The sequence below is a fragment of the Desulfobacterium sp. N47 genome, assembly GCF_051233685.1.
GTDB lineage: Bacteria > Desulfobacterota > Desulfobacteria > Desulfobacterales > RPRI01 > RPRI01.
Genome location: NZ_JBAMMY010000297.1, coordinates 43,857 through 67,228, shown reverse-complemented (window position 1 = coordinate 67,228; position 23,372 = coordinate 43,857). Strand labels below are relative to the sequence as shown.

At 43.1% G+C, this 23,372-nt stretch carries 14 protein-coding genes; 3 read left to right on the top strand and 11 right to left on the bottom strand.

Features of this window, described 5'->3' with window-relative positions:
- Positions 1-249: 249 nt before the first annotated feature.
- Positions 250-1,410, bottom strand: a complete 1,161-nt coding sequence (locus tag VXK47_RS19415) for an FAD-dependent oxidoreductase (protein WP_435550442.1) — start codon at positions 1,408-1,410, stop codon at positions 250-252.
- 63 nt (positions 1,411-1,473) lie between these two features.
- Complete coding sequence (locus VXK47_RS19410; protein ID WP_435550441.1) at positions 1,474-1,608, bottom strand: NAD(P)-binding protein; 135 nt, start codon at positions 1,606-1,608, stop codon at positions 1,474-1,476.
- A 407-nt stretch (positions 1,609-2,015) separates the two neighbouring features.
- Here VXK47_RS19410 and VXK47_RS19405 point away from each other — a divergent pair, with 407 nt between their 5' ends.
- Positions 2,016-2,585 (top strand): MBL fold metallo-hydrolase, encoded by a 570-nt coding sequence (locus VXK47_RS19405; protein WP_435550440.1) that lies wholly within the window; start codon positions 2,016-2,018, stop codon positions 2,583-2,585.
- Between the two features lie 77 nt (positions 2,586-2,662).
- Here VXK47_RS19405 and tsaA read toward each other — a convergent pair whose 3' ends face one another.
- Positions 2,663-3,061, bottom strand: a complete 399-nt coding sequence (gene tsaA, locus VXK47_RS19400) for a tRNA (N6-threonylcarbamoyladenosine(37)-N6)-methyltransferase TrmO (RefSeq protein WP_435550439.1) — start codon at positions 3,059-3,061, stop codon at positions 2,663-2,665.
- Between the two features lie 349 nt (positions 3,062-3,410).
- Between tsaA and VXK47_RS19395 the strand changes: the two genes are divergently transcribed.
- Together VXK47_RS19395 and VXK47_RS19390 are read left to right on the top strand one after the other, a co-directional pair.
- Positions 3,411-3,938 carry a transglutaminase-like cysteine peptidase gene (locus tag VXK47_RS19395; protein WP_435550438.1) on the top strand — a complete coding sequence of 176 codons (528 nt, stop codon included), beginning with the start codon at positions 3,411-3,413 and terminating at the stop codon, positions 3,936-3,938.
- 53 nt (positions 3,939-3,991) lie between these two features.
- A complete protein-coding gene (locus VXK47_RS19390) occupies positions 3,992-5,926 on the top strand; it encodes a bifunctional diguanylate cyclase/phosphodiesterase (protein WP_435550437.1) in 1,935 nt (644 codons plus the stop codon).
- Positions 5,927-6,103: 177 nt separating this feature from the next.
- Here the strand turns inward: VXK47_RS19390 and VXK47_RS19385 are convergent, their stop codons facing one another.
- From VXK47_RS19385 to VXK47_RS19350, 8 genes are all read right to left on the bottom strand, one after another.
- Positions 6,104-6,886 (bottom strand): hypothetical protein, encoded by a 783-nt coding sequence (locus VXK47_RS19385; protein WP_435550436.1) that lies wholly within the window; start codon positions 6,884-6,886, stop codon positions 6,104-6,106.
- A gap of 85 nt (positions 6,887-6,971) precedes the next feature.
- Entirely contained in the window at positions 6,972-7,661 is a 690-nt protein-coding gene (locus tag VXK47_RS19380; protein ID WP_435550435.1) for a response regulator transcription factor, read from the bottom strand.
- Between the two features lie 45 nt (positions 7,662-7,706).
- A complete protein-coding gene (locus VXK47_RS19375) occupies positions 7,707-8,462 on the bottom strand; it encodes a hypothetical protein (RefSeq protein ID WP_435550434.1) in 756 nt (251 codons plus the stop codon).
- Positions 8,463-8,492: 30 nt separating this feature from the next.
- The gene (locus tag VXK47_RS19370) at positions 8,493-10,166 is read right to left on the bottom strand and encodes a putative porin (protein ID WP_435550433.1); all 1,674 of its coding nucleotides are present in this window, start codon (positions 10,164-10,166) and stop codon (positions 8,493-8,495) included.
- A gap of 238 nt (positions 10,167-10,404) precedes the next feature.
- Positions 10,405-11,106, bottom strand: a complete 702-nt coding sequence (locus VXK47_RS19365) for an energy transducer TonB family protein (RefSeq protein ID WP_435550432.1) — start codon at positions 11,104-11,106, stop codon at positions 10,405-10,407.
- A 7-nt stretch (positions 11,107-11,113) separates the two neighbouring features.
- On the bottom strand, positions 11,114-11,521 hold the full coding sequence (locus tag VXK47_RS19360; protein WP_435550431.1) for an ExbD/TolR family protein: 408 nt from the start codon (positions 11,519-11,521) through the stop codon (positions 11,114-11,116).
- 5 nt (positions 11,522-11,526) lie between these two features.
- On the bottom strand, positions 11,527-13,329 hold the full coding sequence (locus VXK47_RS19355) for a MotA/TolQ/ExbB proton channel family protein (protein WP_435550430.1): 1,803 nt from the start codon (positions 13,327-13,329) through the stop codon (positions 11,527-11,529).
- A 144-nt stretch (positions 13,330-13,473) separates the two neighbouring features.
- Entirely contained in the window at positions 13,474-23,274 is a 9,801-nt protein-coding gene (locus tag VXK47_RS19350; RefSeq protein ID WP_435550429.1) for a filamentous haemagglutinin family protein, read from the bottom strand.
- Positions 23,275-23,372: the final 98 nt, after the last annotated feature.

The following is a 23,372-nucleotide window of genomic DNA, read 5'->3' as shown; positions in this document are numbered from 1 at the left end:
TCGCCAAGGCCGCGTTGGCTGATGATTTTAATGCCGTTTGCAACAAAAACCAGAAACTCTCCCGAAAATCTTTCGTGGACGCGCTGTTACGGATGGTCGCGTGAGTAAACCATGCATCATTTCGGTGAAACTTTAGTTATTATATTGTTATGCTAAGAAAAGCAAGATTGGTTCTTTCTTCTACCTGCGTCAGGTAACAAAACAGACTTGGATTGGTTTACTCTAAGCTGGATTACTTTTAATCTTTTATCAACTCAGCTTTTTCATTGCAATGCGTGCGGCAATAGCCACAGGATCCCAAAGGGGGGAAAAAGGAGGCGCGTAGCTTAAATCCAGATCGGCTATTTCCTCCACCGTAAAACCGGCGTGCAGTGCTGTTGCAAGTATATCAATACGTTTGGCAGAACCGCTTTCTCCCACAATCTGGCCGCCCAGCAGTCTTCCGCTTTTCTTTTCAGCCAGTATTTTAACCGAGACAGGACCGGCATTAGGATAATAATCCGGTCGGGTCATACTTTCTGTGACAGAAGTAATATGTTCTATCCCGGTTTGTTGAATCTCTTTTTCCTGAAGACCGGTACGTGCAATTTCAACCTTTCCTATCTTGCTCACAGCTGTTCCAACCAGTCCTGAAAAAACGGCGTGTCCTCCGCCTGCATTAATACCAACAACACGGCCATGCTTGTTTGCAACAGTACCCAAAGCAATATTTACAGGCCGCCTGCTGATCAGGTGAAAAGATTCGGCGCAATCACCTCCGGCCCATACGTTTTCAGCCATTGTATGCATGGCGTTGTTGACTTCGATAGCCCCTGTTAATCCGATTTTTATTCCTGCCGCTTTAGCCAGTGATATATTTGGTTTTACACCCATGCCAAGTATTACCAGGTCAGCCTCAAGCGTCCTCTTGTCGGTCACTGCTCTGCAGACATAACCATTCTTTACTTCAAAGCCGGTAAGACTTTCGTTTCTATAAAGCTTTACACCTGCCTCAATCAGAGCCTTTGAAACCAGTGCCCCCATGTCAGGATCAAGAGTCAGCATAACTTCCGGGGCTCTTTCTATCAGACTGACTTCCATTCCAAGCAACAACAGGTTTTCAGCCATTTCGAGCCCGATATAACCGCCCCCGATAACTACGGCTTTTTTCGGTTGACTCTTTTCAATAAAATCTTTTAAAGCCAACCCGCTTTTAAGGCTGCTTACCTCAAAAATTCCTTTTGCATCTATTCCTTCTACAGGAGGTTTTATAGAAACGGCACCTGTAGCAATCATCAATTTATCAAACGATTCCCACCATGTTTTGGGATTATCCTTTTCGCAAATAAGTATTTTACCCTGTTTGAGATCGATCTCTTTTACTTCATGCAGTACTTTTACATCAATGCCATCCTTTTGTTTTAACTCCAATGGTGTTCTGGCTGTCAGACTTTCAGCGCTATCGACCAACCGGCCGATAAAATAAGGGATGCCTCAGGTTGCGTAAGATATATGAGGACTTTTTTCAAATACTTTAATTTCCAGATTCCTGTTTGTACGTCTTGCTTTTGCTGCTGCCGTCATCCCTGCCGCATTACCACCTATAACAACAAATCTATCCGAATACATAGCATTATCCTCCCGATAAAGATTGTTTTTTTTCCTTTACTCCGAAAGCTGATAATCAGCTGTGTGCTAAAATAAACCTGCTGCATCTGCCTTGTGCACACCTGAAATGAGCATAAATTTATGGGTGATAATTCCCATTTATAATTTTATTACTTATTAATATTATTAGCATAAATCTTATCCAAAGACAAGAACGAAATCATGAGGTTTTATCTTGAGTAATGTTAGACCGTTGTTTTTAATCCTATGTTGACCAAAACAGGAAAACTGCACTATAAATACTTGTAATTAAGCTGATCCTTTTATATCATCTTAATTAAATAAACCTCATGTTAACTTCACTCCGGAATCAGTTTACCAACCGGTTGCGAAAATATATTTAAAGTAAATTTACAGGATAAACAGCAATGCTTAGAAAACTGGTGATTAATCCCTATCAATCAAATTGTTATATATTGGGTTGTAACAACACGAAGCAAGGACTTATTATCGATCCAGGCGGAGAACCATTGAGAATTATAAAAGTGGTAACTCAGCTGAATCTGAATATACGATATATTCTTCTTACGCATTTCCACTTTGATCATACAAGCGGCGCCAATGAAATCAGAAACATCACAAAAGCCCCCGTCTGGATACATAAACTTGATGCCCAAGGCCTGGATTTCAAACCTGACGGGGATATTGCCGACGGCCAGATAATTGCTCTGGGAAACTTTAATATCACTGTGATCCACACACCGGGCCATTCTCCCGGAGGAGTTTGTTTTCATGCTCCGGGCGTGGTCTTTACCGGTGATGCACTTTTTGCCGGTTCAGTGGGCAGAACCGACTTTTCCGGAGGTGACCATAATGGGCTCATACGGGGGATTAAGCAAAAAATATTTCCTCTGGGAGATGGGCTCAGGGTCTATCCGGGCCATGGCCCTCAAAGCACCATAGGACATGAGCGGACGACAAATCCATTTTTCCGTTAAACAAACCCTTGATTAATTTAGCTATAGAAAATATTTTTCTTTAAAGGCGAAAATATTTTGATCCCATATCTGCATCACTAAGAGTCTGCTGTTTTTGGTAGCACCGGCTTGATATCGACCACCGATGTTCCATCTATCGCTTCTATCGGCCCCACTTTCAGTCTGTTCCCTGCGATTTCCAGAACTGTAACCCTATGCAAACCAAGCGGATTTGGCCTATCGGGCGATCGTGTTGCAAAAACACCTGTCAGAGGCACGCTCTTATCCCGACGCGGATGCAACTTTAATATATCCCGACAAGCCTTGTGAAACCAGGTGATAAGAATAATTTCATTACCTGCGACTATACCTTCAAGTCCTTCTGCAAACATCGGATCAACTTCAAGCCATGCATCGGGTGCGCCTTCGCATCCCTGGTGGGGTGCCGCTTCTCTATTGGCAAGGCCGGAGTGTATAACCCCAATCGGTTTGATCATATAGCCGGATTCAATCATATATCTGGATAAAACTATCTCGCCTTTACCAGACTCTTGAGAGTTGACGAGACACTAGTAAAATAAATCTTTATCAAAATCTACTACTATGATAAATTATTAGATGTTGAAGGTATCTAAAAAGTTTCTTAATATTTACAATTTCTTTCAATAGGTAAATTAAATAATATTGCGCATAATAACCAGAAATATTAAATCACACCACTTTCAATATCTTCTTTTCACTCTCTGTTTCATTTTTGCTTTTGCGGTAATATCACCGGCAATTAAACAAACGGCATTTAGCGACAGATTCATTAATTATGTCCATCGTATTTATGGCGAGGCAACTATGGCACGCATTCTCAAATGGCAGGACTTGATCATAGAAAATATGGATAGGAAGGAGATGGAGAAACTAAATGCCGTTAACAGCTATTTCAACAAAATAGCGCAAGTATCGGATTTGGATAACTACAAACAACAAGACTACTGGGCTACACCGCTGGAACTGATAGCTTTGAACGGGGGGGATTGTGAAGACATTGCAATTGCCAAATATTTTACCCTGAAGAAGCTGAACGTGGAAGAAAAAAAACTTTGGCTCACCTATGTGAGGGCCTATACAAAAAACAGGATTGTGCCACATTTGGTGCTTACTTATTATACCTCACCAAATGCTGAGCCATTTATTCTTGATAATATAATGCCGGATATTCTGTCTGCTTCGAAAAGAAAAGATCTCAAACCCACATATAGTTTTAACGTAAGCGGTCTATGGGCAGCTAAAGAACGAGAAAGGGGTAAACACGATGGCGGCGCAAACCGTGTTTACAAGTGGAAGGATTTGCTGGAAAGAATGGAAGATGAGGGATTTTAATAAATTCCAAATTATTTTCTGATTATTTCCTGACAATTAAGGAGAACTTACAAATGTCTTTATCACGTGTCATAATTTTTATAATTTCATTATTTCTTCTTGTTATCATGGGAGGAACCTTCCTGGTGAATGTTATCAACAGCAGAAGATTTATTGAAGATCAGCTTGCATCTCATGCTCAGGATACGGCAACCTCTCTTGGCCTCTCATTATCCACATCAAATAATAAAAGTAATATGGCAACCGTAAATTCTATGGTTGATGCGATCTTTGACAGGGGCTATTACCAGAAAATAATTGTGCTTTCCATGCAAGGAGAAATTTTGCTGGAGCGGAATATGCCCATCAGGATCAAAAACGTTCCCGATTGGTTTATCAAGCTACTACCATTATCTACACCTGACAGGGAGGCTCTGGTCATGTCAGGCTGGAAACAATCGGGAAGAGTTTTGGTAAAAAGTCACCCCGGTTATGCATATGCATTACTGTGGCATAATTTTAAGGACATCTTCAAATGGTTTGTATCAATGTGGCTCATCGGAACAATTCTCATTATTCTGATAATGCGTGTTGTCCTGTTAAATCTTAAAGAGGTCGAATCACAGGCTGTTGCGGTAAGTAACAGAGAATTTCCGGAAGTAAAAAAACTACCATGGAGCAGGGAGTTAAGAAGTGTTGTAACCGCCATGAACCATATGACCCAAAAGCTGAAAATTACTTTTCAGGATCAGGCGCGCTTTATCGAATTGCTTCGCAAGGAGGCATATAATGATCCTGTCACATTCCTTGCAAATCGACGTCATTTTTTATCAAGACTAAGTTTTTTGATTGAATCTTCCGATGAATTTCTGATGGGAAGCCTTGTACTGATTCAAATTAATGAATTCAAAAAATTCAATCAGCTTCACGGACATGAAGAAGGTGACAGGCTATTGGAGAAAGCGGCACGAACCATCGAGACGGAATGTTCAAAGCTGGGAAGCAATTATTTGTTGGGACGTATGAACGGCGCTGAATTCGCATTACTTCTTCAAAATATCGAACAAGCGGAAAGTGAAAAAATAGTAAAATCGGTATTGGTAAAACTTGACCAGGTTAATTCACTCTACAACAGCCCCATAGTATTTCACTGCGGAATTTCATCTTATACAGGTTCCGAAACTATAAACCGGCTTTTTGCCGCAGCTGATGCAGCATTGCGCATTACTCAAGGTTATAGTGTTTCTTCATTGGAATGTTTTGAAAAGAATTCAAATATTTCCTGTAATTTTTCAGGAGCCAACAGTCTCGGAAATATGCTTCGCGATAGTTTGCGGGACAATAAAGTAAAATTGCATCTGGAACCAATTATCTCCTGTATGGGTTCAGAGCTTTTGCATTATGAAGCTCTTGCCAGAATCAGAGATGAAAACGGACAGTTGCTGCCGGCACAGATTTTTATCAGACTGGCCGAGGAAATGGAATGCATACAGGATCTTGACAAGCTAATTATAACGGCCTTGCTTGATTGTATGAAAGCAAATACCGCCGATACAAACCATTACGCTGTAAATCTTTCCTCAATATCCATGAAAGATTCAGCATTTATGGACTGGCTGATCCAAACCCTCCGCAAGTTTCCGGATCATAGCAAACGATTGATTTTCGAGACAACGGAGTATGGCTGCATTTCTTTTTTTGAATCTGTGAAATCATCTATCAGTAGAATTCTATCAACCGGCAGCCAGTTCGGCCTGGATCATTTCGGCATAGGTTCAGTTTCGTTCGGATATCTTATTAATTTAAAACTTGACTATCTCAAAATAGATGGAACCTATATCCGGGACATTTCAAAAAATATGGATAATCAGTTTTTCATTCAGGGAATAGGAAATATTGCCCATGGTTTGGATATCAAAATCATAGGCACATGCACTGAAAAAGAAGAAGATTTTATAACATTGAAATCATTAGGCGCAGATGCAGCCCAAGGGAGATTATTCTCATGAGCCTGTTTCAAAACGTCCCATTTAGGCCGATCTTTTGCGTTGGGCTCAAATTTTGCACGCAGTGAAGCATAGCGCTATCTTCGAAATACTAAATGTATTCCTGTGGTTATAAAATTTTCGCCCGCCTTGACCTTGACCAAACTGAAACGTTTTGAAAGTGGCTCTCTTATATTATATCTATTTCTGTAGATGAGTTGTCATGTTTTTCAGCAAATCCCATTTTTTCAGTCCGAATAGACCCATCAGGCCGGGGATAAATAAAAAAACAGTTGAAGGAACAGGAACGGCGGTGGTTTGAATTATATCGAGATCAAATGTCAAAATGGATTCATAATTAAAAACACCACCCATCGTCTCAAATATGCTTACATCCGAAAATGCGCTGATATAAAAAGGTTCATTAAAGTTCAGGCTAATGGTTTTAAAACCTGTTGGATCGCCATCCTTCCAGGAAAAGATATTTTGCCCTGAACTGTTGGCCAATTCGATTTTTTGGCTAAGATTATTCCCGTAAGTGTCTTTAACCGGATTAATGAGAATATCCGCATCCAGGCTACCTGAACCTCCTGTTATCATCAATGCATACTTTGCAAAGCTTGATGCAGAACCTATAATAAATCCCGGAGACACATTGATCATTCCAATGGATAATCCGTCCATTGAAACAGATAGCCTGGAATGTACTCCGGCCGGATCATTGTTGTAATTGTTTTCGATCACCATGTCAGACCCCCGCCTGTTTTGGGTCCAGTAATTTGAATTAAGCGATATTGAGGCATTTGCGGGAGCGCCATAATTAGCGCTTAGCATACCTTGACTACCATAAATTTCAGCTTTATTTACATATGAAGTTGGTTCATATTCAAAGATAGTGTAATAAGCCATTGAAGGCTTAGCAAACAGAACAACCGCCAAAGCTGAAATCATAAGATTCAAAACCATAAAATATTTGCTTTTCATCTTATTCCTCCTCTTAAGTATAATGTTTAACTCTGTATGCAGTTAAAATATTTTACCTTTATTGCAACCATTTATTTTTGCAATTCTAATCTCTAAACCTATATCCCACAGATCTAACCGTCTCAATATACTTACCGGCCTCACCCAGTTTCTTTCTTAGTCCGACTACCAGGGTATCTACAGCACGAGACTTAACAATGTTTTTCTCACCTTTCACCAAATCAAGGATCTGAGAGCGGGTAAAAACCCATCCCGGTTTTTTTGCAAGAATATTTAAAAGCCTGAACTCCGTAGAGGTTAAATCAACATGCTTTCCATTTACAAGCACCTCATGTTTTCTTTGGAAAAGAACCACATCATGCACACGAATGGTTGCAGCTTCTTCATTTTTGACGCTATTTAAATTTCTTTTCAGAACCTCCTTGATTATCGCCAGCAAAACTCTGGGACTGAATGGTTTCGTTATATACTCATCGGCTCCCATTTCAAGACCGGCAACTACTTCCGCTTCACACATATTACCGGCAAGCATAACGATTGGAATAGCCCTGGTACGGGGATCAGACTTCAAACGTGATGTCATTTCCAAACCATTTATCCCGGGAAGTGTTAAATCCAGGACAACGAGATCAGGGGTACTCTTTTTCAGGATACTCAAGGCCTTTTCACCGGTTTTAGCATGAAGCACATTGTATCTTTCCAGGGACAGATTCAAATTGACAAGTTCAAGGGTATCCTCTTCATCTTCAACAACCAATATTAATTTACTAAGCATGCTGGTCCTCAGACGGATATGAAAATTTTCATATATTGAAATATGTTAAGGTTTTGACAAATATTTATTAAATTTCGGCATAATATCTTTCTTATCGATCTGTTCCTTTTCTATTCTTTCCATATAGTCCTGTATAAGCTTTTCCATTTCAACCTTCTGCAGCTGCGTGAAGGGTTCCGCAGAAAGAATGGATTTCGTGACTCCCTTATTCCTGTATTTATCCACAAGTTCGCCTGTAATTACGCACAGTCTTGCGTTGTTCGATTTACACCGTTCCAAACCCTGCGTGATTCTTTTAAAGTTTTGTTCCAGGCTTTTCATCTCCGAAGTAATTTTTTTCAGTTCATTCTCTTTCTCCAGAATGTTATGGTTACAGGCCTTAATCTCCTGCCGGTATTTTTCTTCATTCTTCTGAATATCGGATTCAAGCTTTATCTTTTTCTCTTCAATAGTTTTATTTTTTTGTTCCAGAGAAAGAATATCTTTTTTTAAATTTTCCCCAAGAGTACGATACTCTGAGGCAATAGCTTCCTTCTCCTTACTGAGTTTCTCCGCCTTTTCTTCAAAGGCTCTTTTTTCTCCTTCAACCATGAGTTTGCTGCTTGTGATCTGTCCCGACAGAGCCTTTTGTTCCATATACTTCCGCTTAAGGAGTTCTTCCCTGCTTTTCATCTGTCCGGTATTCTCTGCGAAAACAGCCCTTTCTTTACGAAGCCGAAGATGCCCATAACCCAAACCAAGCGCCAGACCCGATGTAACCAGTAAAAGTACTATAATAATTTTGGATATATTTTGTTTCATGATAATTTTTTGCCCGTTTGCAGATTATTCCTAAAATCTTGCGTTAATATTTAACATCAGCGTATCAATTGAAAGGGGTGGGCCGTTTATTTCATCCGTTGATATCCACTGAGCTTCCAGCCAAATATCCTTATACAGCACAAAACGTCCGCCCAGTCTCCATCCCTGCGCATTTGTGCCGCCTGAGTGAAAATCGGAATCCGTAAAGGCGTCAAGCACCGCATCAGCTTCCAGGTGTTTATAAAAAATAAATACGTTCCAGTCAGCGAAGTTCCACATCCATGGATAACCTACGGTAAGCCCTACCTGCCAGCCTTCTATTTCTTTACTTACATTAGTATTTCCTGTAAGTTTGGCGACATCCTTGCTGTCAAAGCCTATATTTCTTACATAATCTCCAAGGAAAATAAGGTGAATGGGATGAAACCGAACATAATCCAATTCACCGGTGATATTGAGAAGTTTATAATCTGCAGCTAACGCTGTCTTGATTCCGTTTGACGGATCAATGTCAAACAACGTATTGCCTTTCTGCTGATACAGAGGCGCCGTGTAATCCAATACGTTGGGTTTAAGCGGATCATTTACCTTACCTTTGATGTTCTCATAATCATAAAAGGAAAGCCCTAATTTTAGATTTGGCCCCATTGTGTCTTCATAACCGATCCCGACCTGGGCGGCATAAAGCCATTTGTCGTCCTGAGATAATTCAACCTCCTGGAGAGGAAAGACACCTAAGTTTAAAAACGCTTTCCATGGATTTGAAAGCTCAGTATCACTCACCAGATTCAGGGCCAGACCTTCAAAATTTACGTCAGAGTCCCAGACCAGATCCGAACAGAAAAAAGGATTGGGTAATCTGCCGCCTGTCATAACCATCTGGGGAATCATATCCATGATGGTATCCTGGGCTTTATATGTCCACTTGATATAAGCCTGGTCCAAAACAAAACTATTTTTATTGTAGTAATCACCGAAAGTATCATTAGTTGAAACCGGATCTTTGTCATTTCCTGTGGCAACTCTGGCCAAAACATCCACCTTGCCCATTCTGGTCTCGTTTTTATCCAGCACGTTTGCTTCCGCTTTAAGACGAATACGTATGCGTCCACGGCTCCTGTCTTCCTTGGTGTTCATTAATGTTGACGGATTATCCGGTTTCAGAAGATCGGCATTATTCTTATCAAAATAATCCTCCTGGTACCTCAGGCGTATATCTCCTCCCCACCTGATTCTCTGCGCCCATGAAGATTTTCTGAGCTGATCCGAGATATCCTCGTCGATCTTCTTTTTAATAGTCTCTACTTCCTGATTCGTGGTCTGTGAATGAGCCTGCATTTCATCAGATATATGGTTAATATCCAGTTTTATTTTATTTAAATCTTCGCTCACCTTTTGGGTAACCTGTTTCGTGATTTTCTCCATGTATTCCTTGTCTTTATCTTCAGGAATAATTGTAATCACGTTTTTCCGTTCTTTCCCGGCATCGGATGATCTATATCTTTCAATAAATCTTGATGCCTCCTCTTCATTGATAATATGCTTTTCTTTGAGGATCTGAATAAGGGCCTCGCTGCTGTCAAATCCACTTTCAGGTAACTTTTCTTCTGCTGCAAATGCAGCAAAGGAAAAAAGAAAAATTATAAGGCTCATTAAACAATAAGTACAAAAAGCCTTTTTTATCAGCACCAGTTTTCTGTTCATAATTTCCTCATCAAATCCTTTTTTAAAACCCATAAGCACGGCAGGGTGTAAAACCCCGCCCTACATTATTTTACGTAGGGCGACATTTCACATGCCGCCACCTTTTCTTTCTTCATAATCATTCCCCCTTAGAAAAGGAGCTTTCTTTAATTCCTCCCTAATAATTTTCCTCTAATTCCCCCTTAAAAAAGGGGGATTAAGGGGGTTGTTTCCTTATTCTACATTCAAAGATCTCTCTTTATCCCTGCGAGCTGATTTTAAGTTTCATGGCTCTGGGCATTCCATCCGGCGGCGGTTCGCTTACCCTTGCCATTACAAGAGCATCCTTTATGGCCTGGTCCGCGGCCTCATTGCCCGAGGAACCTGCAATACTGCACTGAATGATTTTTCCTTGCTGATCCAGCTCGATCCTTATAACTACCTGTATCTTTCCTTTGGGTATTCCCCCGGTCTTTTCGAGACGCTCCCTAACGGTTTTCCTGATTTCATCCTGGACTATCTTTGTGTACCAGGCATACTGCCCCATTAAAGAACCGCCTCCACCTCCTCCGCCGCCTATCAGCGCACGCCCGCCCTTCTTCCCCACCAGGCCAAATCCATCGGATCCTGCCGTTCCGTCAGCATCAAGGCCAAGATCCTGGCCCGGAGGTTTATTATCCTGGGATTGATCCGGCGTTTCATTCAGCTTGGGTACTTCTATCTTTTGCTCAACGATCTCTTCCTTTTTGATCTCTGGCTCAGGAAGCTTTTCCGGAATCTTTGGAGGAGGGGGTTTCAGCAAGGTTACCATCTGTATCTGACGATCCTTTTTCACTCCGTCAGCGGAGTTAATTAACCTGACCAGAAAGGCGCCGGCTCCAATGAGGATGACTATGATGACGGAAGAAATAATCCAAATAACTGTATTGGATCTTATTTTTTGTCTTTTTTTATTCTTCATGTTTTTCTCACTTAACCAGTTTCTGTGTCACAAGCCCTAGTTGGGTTATATCCAGCTTCTGCATGAGATCCAGTACTTCAATAACGCTTTCGTAATAAACCTTGGCATCCCCCTTAACTACTACCGGCAAATTGGGGTCCGCAGCTTTGTATTGCCTGAGCATGGCCTCCAGTTCTTTGAGTGTCACAGGAAAGGTATCCAAATAGATCTGGCCGTCATTGCGGATAGAAATAGCCTTGGTGCTTGGCTTGTTCAGGCTTGGTGTCGTGCTTGCTTTTGGAAGATTCACCTTGATCCCCTGTATTGTTGCTGTAACTGCAATTATAAAAACTATCAGAAGCGTCCATGCCAGATCCAGTAATGGCGTTACATTCAGGTCGTCAAAGATTTTCTGATCATAAAGCTCTTTTCTCACGACAACTATTCCTCCGATTCTTCAATTTTCAGGTTAAGTTCATCCACAAACAGTACCATTTCTGAATTTATATTTTTAATTTTAGTCATAAGGTAGTTATACGCAAGAAGAGCCGGGATGGCCACAATCAGCCCGAACACTGTGGTTGCAAGAGCCGAAGCCACACCTGGAGCAATCGCCATGATATTGGCCTCACCTGCCTCTGACATTGCGGCGAAGGTATTCATAACCCCCCAAACTGTGCCCAAAAGGCCAAAAAACGGGCCACCTGCGACAGACATGCTCAGAAAGACCAGCCAGGCACTTAACTTTAAAGTTTCACGCACATAAGCCCTTTCTATAGCGGCCTTAACGGAATTAAGCGCTTTGGGAGTCAACTTCTTCAACTCATCGGGATTTCCGGAACCGCCAACCTTATTGGTCAGCTCTTTTTTCCCGGCCGCATATATTCTATAAAGAGAGGAACTAAGGAAATAATCATCATCTTCTTCTTTAACTTTTTCAGCTTTTCTCAGATCTGTGACCCCATCAAAATAAACAAGAAAGTCATTGTTTGTTCTTTTAATTATAAATAAAATATAGGTTTTATAAATGAAGATAATCGTACCGACGATGCCAAAAATGATCAGTATCCCGATTATCATCCATCCATCCAAACTGATATTCTTCAATATTATCTTCAAATAGGTTATGGCCAAACCAAGCTGGCCGCCGCCCCCGCCTTCTCCGGCCTCCTCATCTCTCACTGAAACTTCTTTACCCTCTGTGCCTTCAGCCATGAAGCATGCTCTGATCCACGAGGCGGAACGGGCTGTTTTTGAAATCCTGATCTCGTCCATATCTGCCTGTAAAAAATTGTTTCCTGCATATGAACCGCCGATAGTAATATTGCCTTTTAAAACCGGCAATTCAGCGGTTATATTTATCCAGTTCATCTCAATTCCTTCCAGGTAAACCGTCATACGTCCGTGAGGTGCAACTGTAACAGCAATGTGATGCCACGTATTTAATGTAAGATCGGCGCTCTGATCGGTTTTGAATGTTTTATTTTTATCAGTCGTAATCAGGGCGTAAAGTTTTGTTCCGTTAATTGCCAGCCTGACTTCCTGCTTTCCTTCCTCCCATGAATAAATATATGCCTGATCCTGAGGTCTGGAAATTCTTATCCATGTTGAAAAAGTGAAACCACCTGAAATATCCAGTGATGGAGTAACCGGAATAACGATTCTGTCCCCTGAGCCGTTTAAAGTCATTCCTTTGCCGATCAAAGAGGGCAATCCCTGACCGCCTGTGAACTGAGAAGGATTATTGCCGAAAGCCGTTGCATCCCTGGGAGCGTCTTCCACCTCGGCCATGTGATAAACGAGCGCGTAGTTAACATCATACGTTCCTTTTATATCCTGACCATCTGCGGCGGATTTATTACCATAATACATCCAGACGAAATCCTGATTTGAAGTTGCAGGCAGCTTGGGGATACTGACCCAGAAAAGTGCAATTCCGTCTATGGTGTCATAATTCTCAATGTGATATTTCAATGGGGTTTTGTCATCTTGCGATACAAACCGTATATCCGAACCATCATCTTTAGCATTGGTAAAATTAAAATTGCCGGAATGGAGCCTTATAAGGACAGGGATCTCGTTTAAATTTTCCTTAATATCAGACCCGGTTGAGGTCGTGTCAAATGCTATCTTCTTTCTGTGCTCCCACTGATTATTCCACCAGGCACTGGCAACCGAAGCCATGCCAAATATGAGGCATAATGTCAGGATTAATTCAAATATTATACGTTTTGGATTTCTCATAAGTTTCTTGTCCCTTGTCCTTTGTCCGTAATCAATTCCCGTTACCGTCTCTACTTCTTCTTTAGTTAATACTCTTTGCTCAGATTTCTCCGGATATCCTTAAAACAAATCAACTCCAACTACCCGTTTTTCATTGCCGTTATTTTATTCTACCGAAACAGTATCAAAACCGATAAACTTCACATCCAGCCATTTAGCTACAAAGTCATCAAGCATTTTTTCCGCCCGTTGAGCAGCTTCACCTTTCTCAGAAGCAAGCCCGGCCATCTGTTCAGATAGTTTGCTCACCTCGGAAAGAGCTCCTGCCCCCGTAAGGCTGCCCAAATTAACACTTTCAGTTGATGTCGGAACTCCAAGGCCTGTGCCGGAAAAACTGATATTCTGGGCGTTAAGCACGGTTACAGAGCCCAGAAACAGATTATTTCCTGCAATACCGGCTTCACCGGCATCAATCAAATTGGCATAAAGATAGATGTTGCCCGGCTCATTTGCTTTCAGCGGACCTCCTTCTCCGTCCGGATCAAAGCCGAGACCCCGGATTCCACTCCCCACCGCAGGCGGATTAAAAGTGATTTGTCCGGTTTCTGGATCTAAAGTCGGCGGGCTGGCGCTTACAACTGTCTTGGATCCCCGTCCGGCATTTATCACCCCGTCATCAGCCCAGATCGTCATATCTCCTCCATTGAAAGTCATTATCCTTGACTCGTTTACATTCACATCTCCTGCCGAGAATATATTGATGGCGCCTCCCATAGCCGTATATATTCCTGTGTTTGCTCTGTCTTCTTCAGCTTTAAAAAAGGTGGTTCTTCCTACATCTATTCTTCCGTTGGAAAGAATAAATATGGGGGTCTCGCCTGAGATGGCGCTGATCTGTGAATTAAGCATCAGGATGTCGCCTCCGCTTTCCTTATTGATTTCGCCAAGCATAGAAATGACTTCCGCCCTTGATTTCCGTATAACCTCATTTGCTTTTTCTTCGTTGCCGGACGTCAGAAGCTTTGTATATTGACTAATGGCATCACGGAGATTGCTAAAAAACTCCGCCGTGTCATCCTCATTCAGATCCTTATCAAATCCTGCCGCTACCAGCAGAGCGCTTCCATCAATGCCCAACTTCGGATTTATGGTCCCGCCGATGGTTCTGAGCCCAACCCTTGCATCGCCCAGGCTGATGCTCCCTCCGGCTTGAACCATAAATAGGCCGGAACCTGCTACTTCAAAACCCGAATCATAGGATTGAAGCAACTCGCCCCTCTCGGGAAAAATAATATCACCACCAGCCTTAACTAAGGTCACATCACCTGAATTCAGATTCTGAACGCCAAGATATACGTCATATATGTTTCCTGCTGCCGTAATTTGAGTCTTTTTAGGAATATAAAGCTTAAGACCTTTGATATCTCCCCCGGCCCGGATATCTACCGGAACCGGGTCATTTTTATGTATTAAATCCCAGGATGCGTTTCCGATGCCTGGATTTGGCTTTGAAAAAGCATCTGCTAAATCCGACATTAAAATAGTATAACGCTCAAGTGTCGATGAACCCTGCATATACCCATTAATATCGCCTCCTGCTATCAGTCGAAGATTCCCAGCAGGTGACGGCGCCAATGTGAGGGAGCTTAAAAAATTTATATTACCTGCCGCCTCAATCTCCAGTGTGGGTGGCAATATTGTTTCACGAGTGTCACTGACGTAAGGGCTATTGCCGTTAAAGATCACATTGCCGAGCGCTGAAATAATCGAGGCCGAGGCTTTATCCGAGTAAAGAAAAAGATTTTGGCCTGACACAAGAGTGGGATTCAGGATTGTGCCTATATGAACATCCCCTTGCCCGCTTACCTTGAAATTGGTATCGAATCCCTCAAAAACGGAGCTTATACTTGACAAGCCTTCCTGGCTATACTCAATAATTTCTCCCAGGGCATTGATATCCTCATCTCCGTTAACCACCAGAAATCTGCCCGCCACATTACCTCCGGCATAAAGTCTGAGATCTCCTGCGCCTTCAATATCCGATTCATAATTATAAACCGTGTCCACAAGCGTCCTTACTACCTTCACATATCCAAAACTTCCTGCAGCAGCGCGGAAAGAACCACCGGTATTGATTTCCAGATCACCGCCTCCCAGGGTGGCAATACCCCGGATATCCATTGTTGCTTTAGTACCGAAACTACCCTGGCCATTTAAGCTTGGACCCCAGTCTGAAGCTCCACCATCCGAACGCTTTGAATAATTGAAATCCCAGGGGTATTCGGTGAGTGGAACCAAAGATTCAAGATTTCTTCCGACATCCAGATAGATATTTCCCGCATCCTGGCGTCTGTATCGAAGAGTGGTTAATTCCGCAGTTCTTCCCATAGAGAGTATGGCTCCCGGAATCGAGCCTGTTCCTTTGCCGATAAGAAGATCCTGACCCACTCTTATATCGATGTCTCCTGTGCCGGAAAGAATGGCTCCGCCGTTAAGAGTGAGATTGCCGCCCGCATTTACTTCAATGGACCCGTCAAAAGTTCCAATATTAAATGCTTCCTTAAGCGCCCACCATGTGGTGCTGCTTGAAAGCACTTGACCCAATCCTACTTTCATATTTCCGCCGGAAGCAAACCTTAATGGAGCGCTTTCGGTATATACGGTTTTGTTATCAGCAACAGCCAACGTCCCCACATTTTTCTTCACAGCAAGCACATCCGCGCCGGACAGGTCCGCTCCTGCCACCATGTTTATAGCCCAGCTATCCCTTGATGAAACGGGAGATGGGTTTATATTCGGCATATCCGTAAGATTGGAATTCAAGTTCAGATTGCCTCCGGCCCGAAATGTTAAAACACCGGGTTCAACGCCAAATCGCCAGGTATTCAAATCCCAGTTATTGGCAAGTGTAAGATCTCCTGCGCTCCTGATTTCAATACCAGGAATAAAATGAAGCTTGTCTGATGTATCCTGAGAACCGTCATTCTGTTGCAACACCAGGCCTGAAAGTAGCCGGCTTCTGATGGTTCCGGCATTGTTCATATAAGTTTGTGTCTGTGATTTCCAGGTATTGATATCAGAAGTTGTAATTGAGGTATCATTATAAATTGTAAACGCTTCCGCATAAACGCCTGATGCACCTTTTATTGTTCCACCCAGCGGATAAACCAATACATCGTTTTCGGATCTCGGCGCTCTCATATATACTGTGCCGCCCTGTCCGCCATCACCCGATGATACATCAATTTCCGAACCTGAAAGAAGAACTACATATCCTTCCGATGCACCAAGAGTAACATCACCACCGTCCGCTCCCGTTAAAGTCCCCTTTGCATTAATTTTACTTCCCCCAAAAAGAACAACCGCATCCTTTCCATAGAGCTCCACAGATCCTCCGCCTTCATCTCCTGAAACATCGATATAGGCGTTTTGTTGAACAAAGATTGAACCTTCATCAGAAACGACTTTAAGATTTTTTGCCTTCACATACTCTTGTGGTGCGACCGGTGAGGATAATCCTATGATAATATCCCCTGTTCGTGAACGAACACCGATATCATTGTTAAAACCTCCGGCAGATATTTTTTCGTTAAGAATGTTGAAACTTGCCAGACTCAATGTATCCAGGTAAAATGATCCGCCGTTTCCACCGTTAACGGCATAACCCCTGAGTTCGCCGTTTATTTTTACATTCTGTTTTGGCCCGAAAAGTGCAATGCTTCCGGCATCACCCTGTGCTCCTGCAGACACATCTATAAGGCTTTTTTCGGCAAGATCTATTTTCCCAAATTCCGATCTCAGTTCCACCAGGCCACCTTTACCGTATTCACTTCCGCGGTTTATAATCCGCCCCGTATCGGTGACAAAAATACCATCCGCATCAGACGAACCGGTTGCATTCAGAGTGAGGCCGACGGAAGATGTTTCTATAAGTCCGTCTACAACAATACTTCGGCCATTAAGGTTTAATAATCCTCCCGGAACGATACCGGCGACAGGAGACACGCCGTTAGAGTATATTCCTATAGAACCTGTCTCAGTATTTACGCTGAAATCAGCAGTCTGATAGTTACCGACGCTGTCTTTATCATAGGAAGTGGTCAACCTTGCTGCAGTAATATTCAGATTTGCCTGTGTGGTTAAAGATCCCTTTCCCTGAAAGATTGTATCTTTATTACTTGCAATATTTATCTGGGAAAAACCGTCAATTAACACCTGCCCGCGTCCTATACGCACCTCGTCAGCAACAACATTCATAATGCCGGTCTCAGATAAACCGGTATCAGTCAGAGGATTTTCCCCGCTATACAGCAACCTTATAACAGGTGCGCGAAGAAAGACTTCAGCCACCGGATCAATTACAGGATCTGCTCCTGTGCCTGTGATACGGGAACTGTCCAGGCTTAGCATTTCTTCGGCATGAAGATTAAAATCGCCTATGAAATTGATATTGGTATCACTTCTTATGCCGATCTTTTTAAAAGTTTTAAACTTATCCCAGCTGCTCTGCCTGATATAACATCCGTCAAGATTCTCAGGTATATCATAAGTCTCGGGCACGAAATAAATCACTCTGGAAACCAGTGTTATATCGTTGCGATCCGACAGTTTTATATCACTGTGATCTACCTGAATTTCACCCAGGTAGGCAAAAGTCTTCATATCCAGAACCACCTCATCCGAAGCATGCACAAGACTGCCGTGCTCCAGTGTGACTTTGGCTATTCCGTCGTTGTCAGGGTCAGGTACAATCAGGCTTGCTACACCGTTTCCTGTCTCAGATACTGCATGAATTTCAGCGCCACTGCGAAGAATAATCTCATCCTTCGCTTTAAGTGTTACCTGTTCAGCCCGGATAGAACAGCCTTCCTTCAAAACAACAACCTCCGTCCTTTCCGTATCCCCAAGCACTATCTCCCTGAGATCCATTCCCTTAAAGATATCCTTTTGAATCAGAAGTTTGTTCTTCAGCTCCGCCGGTATATCAGTGTTAAAGTCAAATCCTGCAGGAAGAATTCCTGCTATATCACCCATCTCGATCCGGTTTCCCGCAAACGTGATTATGCCCTTTTCAAATCCGGGCACAGCATTGTTTTCGAAAGTACCATCCAGTATAGTTGTATTTCCTGTAATGCTGAGGCTTCCCGCATTCCCACCGGCAAGCGTCCACTTATTAAAGTAACCTTCATTGAGAACATTTTTTGCAGACCGGATAGAATAGCCGCCGGGATTTATGGCTTTCACATCCGTTCCCCGAACAGTAGCATACCCTGTAACAACAGGGTATCCTTCCTCCGACAATTTTTGTCCCGGTATATAGCTCTGGCCCGCCTTACTCAGATCGGTCAGAATCATTGCTCCGGGCAGAAAGGCATATTCTTCCGGCAACAATGAATATACGCCGGCCGGAACCCCGGAACCTCCTTCAAGGTATACCGCCTCTCCGGGCAAAAGTACGGAATTATCGGGAAGAATTACATATCTGCCCGGCTTTGATAGAGGATTCTCCGAACCCATAGGTGAACTCAGAAACTCATAAGTTATTACTGAACCACCCCCTGAAAGATCAACAAGGGCGCCATTTTTCACGATAACCTCGTCACCGTCTATTTCTACGGATTTTGCGGGAACTTCCGTTATATCCCTGGTTACAGTTGCTCCGCTTGTTGCGCTGCGATCCAGCGCCTGCCAGAATTCACCCGACAAAATTCCATATTTAACGGAATCCATACCTGCAACAGTTGTGACACTATTTTCCGAAAGATAAACTCTTCCTCCGGTTGCTGTTGATTGAAGGCTTATCCTCCCCAGAGGCGCTGCCAGAAACCCTTGATGTTCGATGCTTGCCGCTTCTATTGTCAGACTCCCACCGGCGGAATATACAGGATTGTTATCTGCTTCGCTGCCCGGCAGAATCAAAGCCTTGCCTGCAACCAAGAAAGTAAACTCCGAAAGAGTGGTCGGATATATCCGTTTTGCCTTGAGTGTCAGATCGCCCGGTGTCTTTATCTTTCCTGACCAGTGGAATTTACTGTTTGAATCATTGTAAACTTTATCTGAAACACGGATGTCGTTTGCGGCTGTTAGTGAAACATTACCAAAACCGGAAAGCGCCATGCTTCCTTCTATATCTATCCAGTCGGCCGCAACAGACAATGAACCTGTACCCGGTGAAGCCGCCGCAGGGATCATGTTGTATGGGTTATCACTATTAACATCATACTTTTCCGTATCATTAATAATACGCACCCACGGTGAAAAAAGAGAAACATGCTGATCATTAAATCCCAGGATTTCCGGTGCATCCATGATAAGATATCTTCCCATGCTGATATTAGCATCTCCTGAAAACGCAATATTCTTTTTGCTTTGCATTTTAAGAGCGTCAAATCCAAGAGATTGGAAAAATGCGATATTATCGGAAGATACCATAAGCCCTTTGTCGCCATGTGTTCTGCTCAGAGTCAGAAAACCTCCTTTAAGACCCTTCATGCCTGCATGGGCATCAATTGTTCCGTTTATGACAAGATTATTATAAAAGCCGAGGCTTAAACTGCCGGGCTCGCCTGCAACCGTATATTCTAAAGGCAGCATGCCCAATACGGAATATTTTGCGTATGATTTAACCGGCTTTGATCCGGAAACATCCACCAGGCTGCCCGATTCCAAAATAAGACTGCCCTGGCTTGCCTCAAGATCAATCTCTCCTGCAGCTACAGGCTTATACCCTACCGGGTACCCCTTGATCACAGGCCCTGATTCAGGTATGTTATACCCACTGGCTGAAAGTACTGCTCCGCTTACTATAACCAGATCCATGTTCGGGCCGGAGGTCTTAAGATCAATCGTTCCGCCTGGTGCATCCAGATAACCCGCCACTCTCATACCGGGGGCTTCCATCCGGATAGTACCTTTCGGCCATATCCCGATCATAGACCCGTAACCGATATCTATCATCGATTTGTCATTTGCTCCCGAGGTGCTGAGTCCGTCATCCACGCCCGCCCTGAGTGTAATCGATGAATCGCCCATGAATTCAGGATCTGCTTTCACATACTCATTATCATTTTTCTTTTCATTATAGACGTAATTTAAAACAGGACTTGCATCCTTTTTTTTGGCCATAACAACCGGCTGAGCCATCTTGACTGTTGAAGGAAAGAGCATTGCTCCGGGTTTTACTTCAAGATCATAATTGGCCATAAGTTCAATATTTGTAAATCCCGTAGCACTAAACCTATCCTGACTTAAAACAAAATTCTCGACAAATCCGGCCGGGATTTGTGTATCGATATCAAGTTCAACAGGAGACAATGATGCAGATTCCACCACCGATATTTGCCTGGCAAGAATAGAAATTGCACCGCTGTTGTTTCCCAGCAGTGAATACCCCTTAAGATCACCGTCAAGAACAAGCGCTCCTTTTCCATCGGATTTCAGAGCGATGCTTATATTACCCGCATCTCCTCCGGTGACGGAACCCTTTTCATCTATAAGATATCCGCCGCTGACATCAATCAGCGAATCTTTTGATATAATTACACCTCCGCCTTTTGTTGTTTCCGAGCTTAAGGATACCGTTCCGCCTTCAAGATGTCCGGAGCTTACAAGATCTGTTCCGGTGCTGACCGCTTCAAAATTATCTATTCTCTCCCCGGAAGTATCAATCTTGCTGCCGGAAGCCAGAAAGACTCTCCCGTCTCCGACGACCGGCACAACCCCCGTAGTGACATTATTAACTGCTTTAAGAGATACCGAACCACCGGAACTGAGTATTTCCCCCTGATGATCAACTACTCTGGCGGTAACATTCATTTCAGTATCCGGCTTAAAAGACAAAACCGCATCCTTTTCCGTGACAAAGCTTGTGTTGATAAAGATAGTAAGAGCGCCCAAATCAGCTTCGTTAAGAATGCGCGAGGAAAGATAAGTGGTATTCGTGTCCGTACCAGTTCCGAAAAGGCTGTCGTCCGGCTTAAAACCTGAAGGTAAAGGTACAACATCAGACCGGATGACCACTCCATAAAGTGAATAGTCTATATCAAGTGGGTTTGCATCCGGATCATTAACTCCGAGTTGGACGATACCGCGACTTGGTTCCTTCCATCCGATAGCTGTCTGATTATCCTGTTCATCTGTCGGCTCTTCTTCTTTTGTCTGGAAAGGGCTTTTATTCACTGAACCGGCAAGGGTGCCGTCCAGTATGATTCTTTCAGCCATAAGCTTCAAGGTTCCGGCATCATCTCCCTGCACTCTTTTACCCGAATAATTCATGATTTTATTGGCCCCGCCCGCATAAAGGCCCTGGTACTCTTCTGTAATACCGAAACGTTCATGAACGATCTTGGTGAGTCCGAGCACTTCGTCATAATCTATGTATTCCGGAGCCTCGCTGATATCATAAACCTGGTTTCCCGTCTTTAATTTTGTAGTCTCAACATGACCGGCCGCGTACCGGATACCTCCGCCTGTAAAATTGATTAAGGCTCCATCCCTTATGATAAGTTCTTCCAGACCCTGCCCCTGGACAGAGTTCCCTTGAATCGTAATAGTACCGCCTTTTGTAGCCTGCTCAAGCGCCGTTACATCCCTGGATTTCAGAGATCCCGATACATCTCCGATTGCTGATCCAAGATATGCGTCAAACTTGATTTTCAGACCATTAAGAATACTCTCCTTCTGGCCATAGTCGTCCCTCAGTTCTACACTGTTAAGCTGGCTTTCAATGATGTTACCCTCCGCCTTCATATCCAACCATCTTCCGCTGATATCCAATATGGAACCTTTTTCCATATACACCCTGTTAACGGCAGTGATGCTGATTAGACCCGAAGGTGCTTCCATTATACCGCGGTGCTCAAAATCCTTTACACCATCATAATTACCAGGATCAGGGTCAAGTCCCTGAATTCTTATTTCACCGGGATGAAACTCAAAGGATTCATTAACCTTTTCAGTTGAGTCCAAAACAGCAACGGATGTTATACTATTTGCGCCTGTGGATACCTTATCAGATGCACAAAGTTCGATCTCACCCTTTTTCTTGACTGCTGTTATCGAGCGGATCAGTCCATTCTGGTTCACTACCCGGCCATACATGCCTGCAAGACCTGCATCCGTCAGTATCCAGCCTTCTTCTAAATTGCCGGCTTCTCCGGCTTCTAAATTGCCGGCTTCTCCGGCACCGGCTTTAATCTTTACAAAGAAAGGGGAGCGTCCCGTGTCGCGATAGATATCTACTTCGGTTCCTGCCGCAAGCCCCACCTGGCCGACAGGGCTTATGATTGTGCCGCTGTTTTTTACTACAGGAGCTATTAAAAATACCTCGCCAAGCGGATCGGTTTCGATATAACCTTGGTTGGAAACCATGCCGGGTGTGTTGGTCTCAGAGTCATAAACGGTGTCCAGTTCTCTTGTTGGGCCCAATTTGGCCCTGAAATCCTCTGCTTTAAATTTAAGAGCACCATTCAGAAAGTCATCGTCATTGGCATTGAGAGAAGAAGCAATTAATGAATGAACATTTACCTGCGAATTAACGCCAAACAGGATGCCGTTTTGATTGATGAGATATACCTTGCCGTCTGCCGTCAGTTTTCCGAATATCTGACTCGGATTCTGGTCATAGATCCGGTTCAGCGCCACCCAGTCAGTATTTCCCTGCTGATTGAAATGAGTCCATGCCTCCTTGCCTATATTAAACGATTGCCAGTCAATAATTGCTTTCGATTTGTTCTGATTTATCACTAATTTATTATTAAAAGGCTGCCCTATGGTGGCTCCATCAATAGTTCCACCAGGCAGGGGTATTGGAACAGCAGTTGGCAAAACAGACGAAAAGTCTGGAACAGAGCCGTAAAATCCGGGAATAGAAGGTCCTCCGAAAGCATTTCCGGAAAGCATTAATAGTATCAATAAAAATATAACCGGTCTCATCATATATTTATTTTCTTTTTTATTTATTTTCATAAGACCCCACTGATATTTTATACGCTTGGAATTTTACAGTCCTTCACTGGTAATGAACCTTGATCCTCTTACCTTGATCCTTGCTCCTTTAGCCTTTT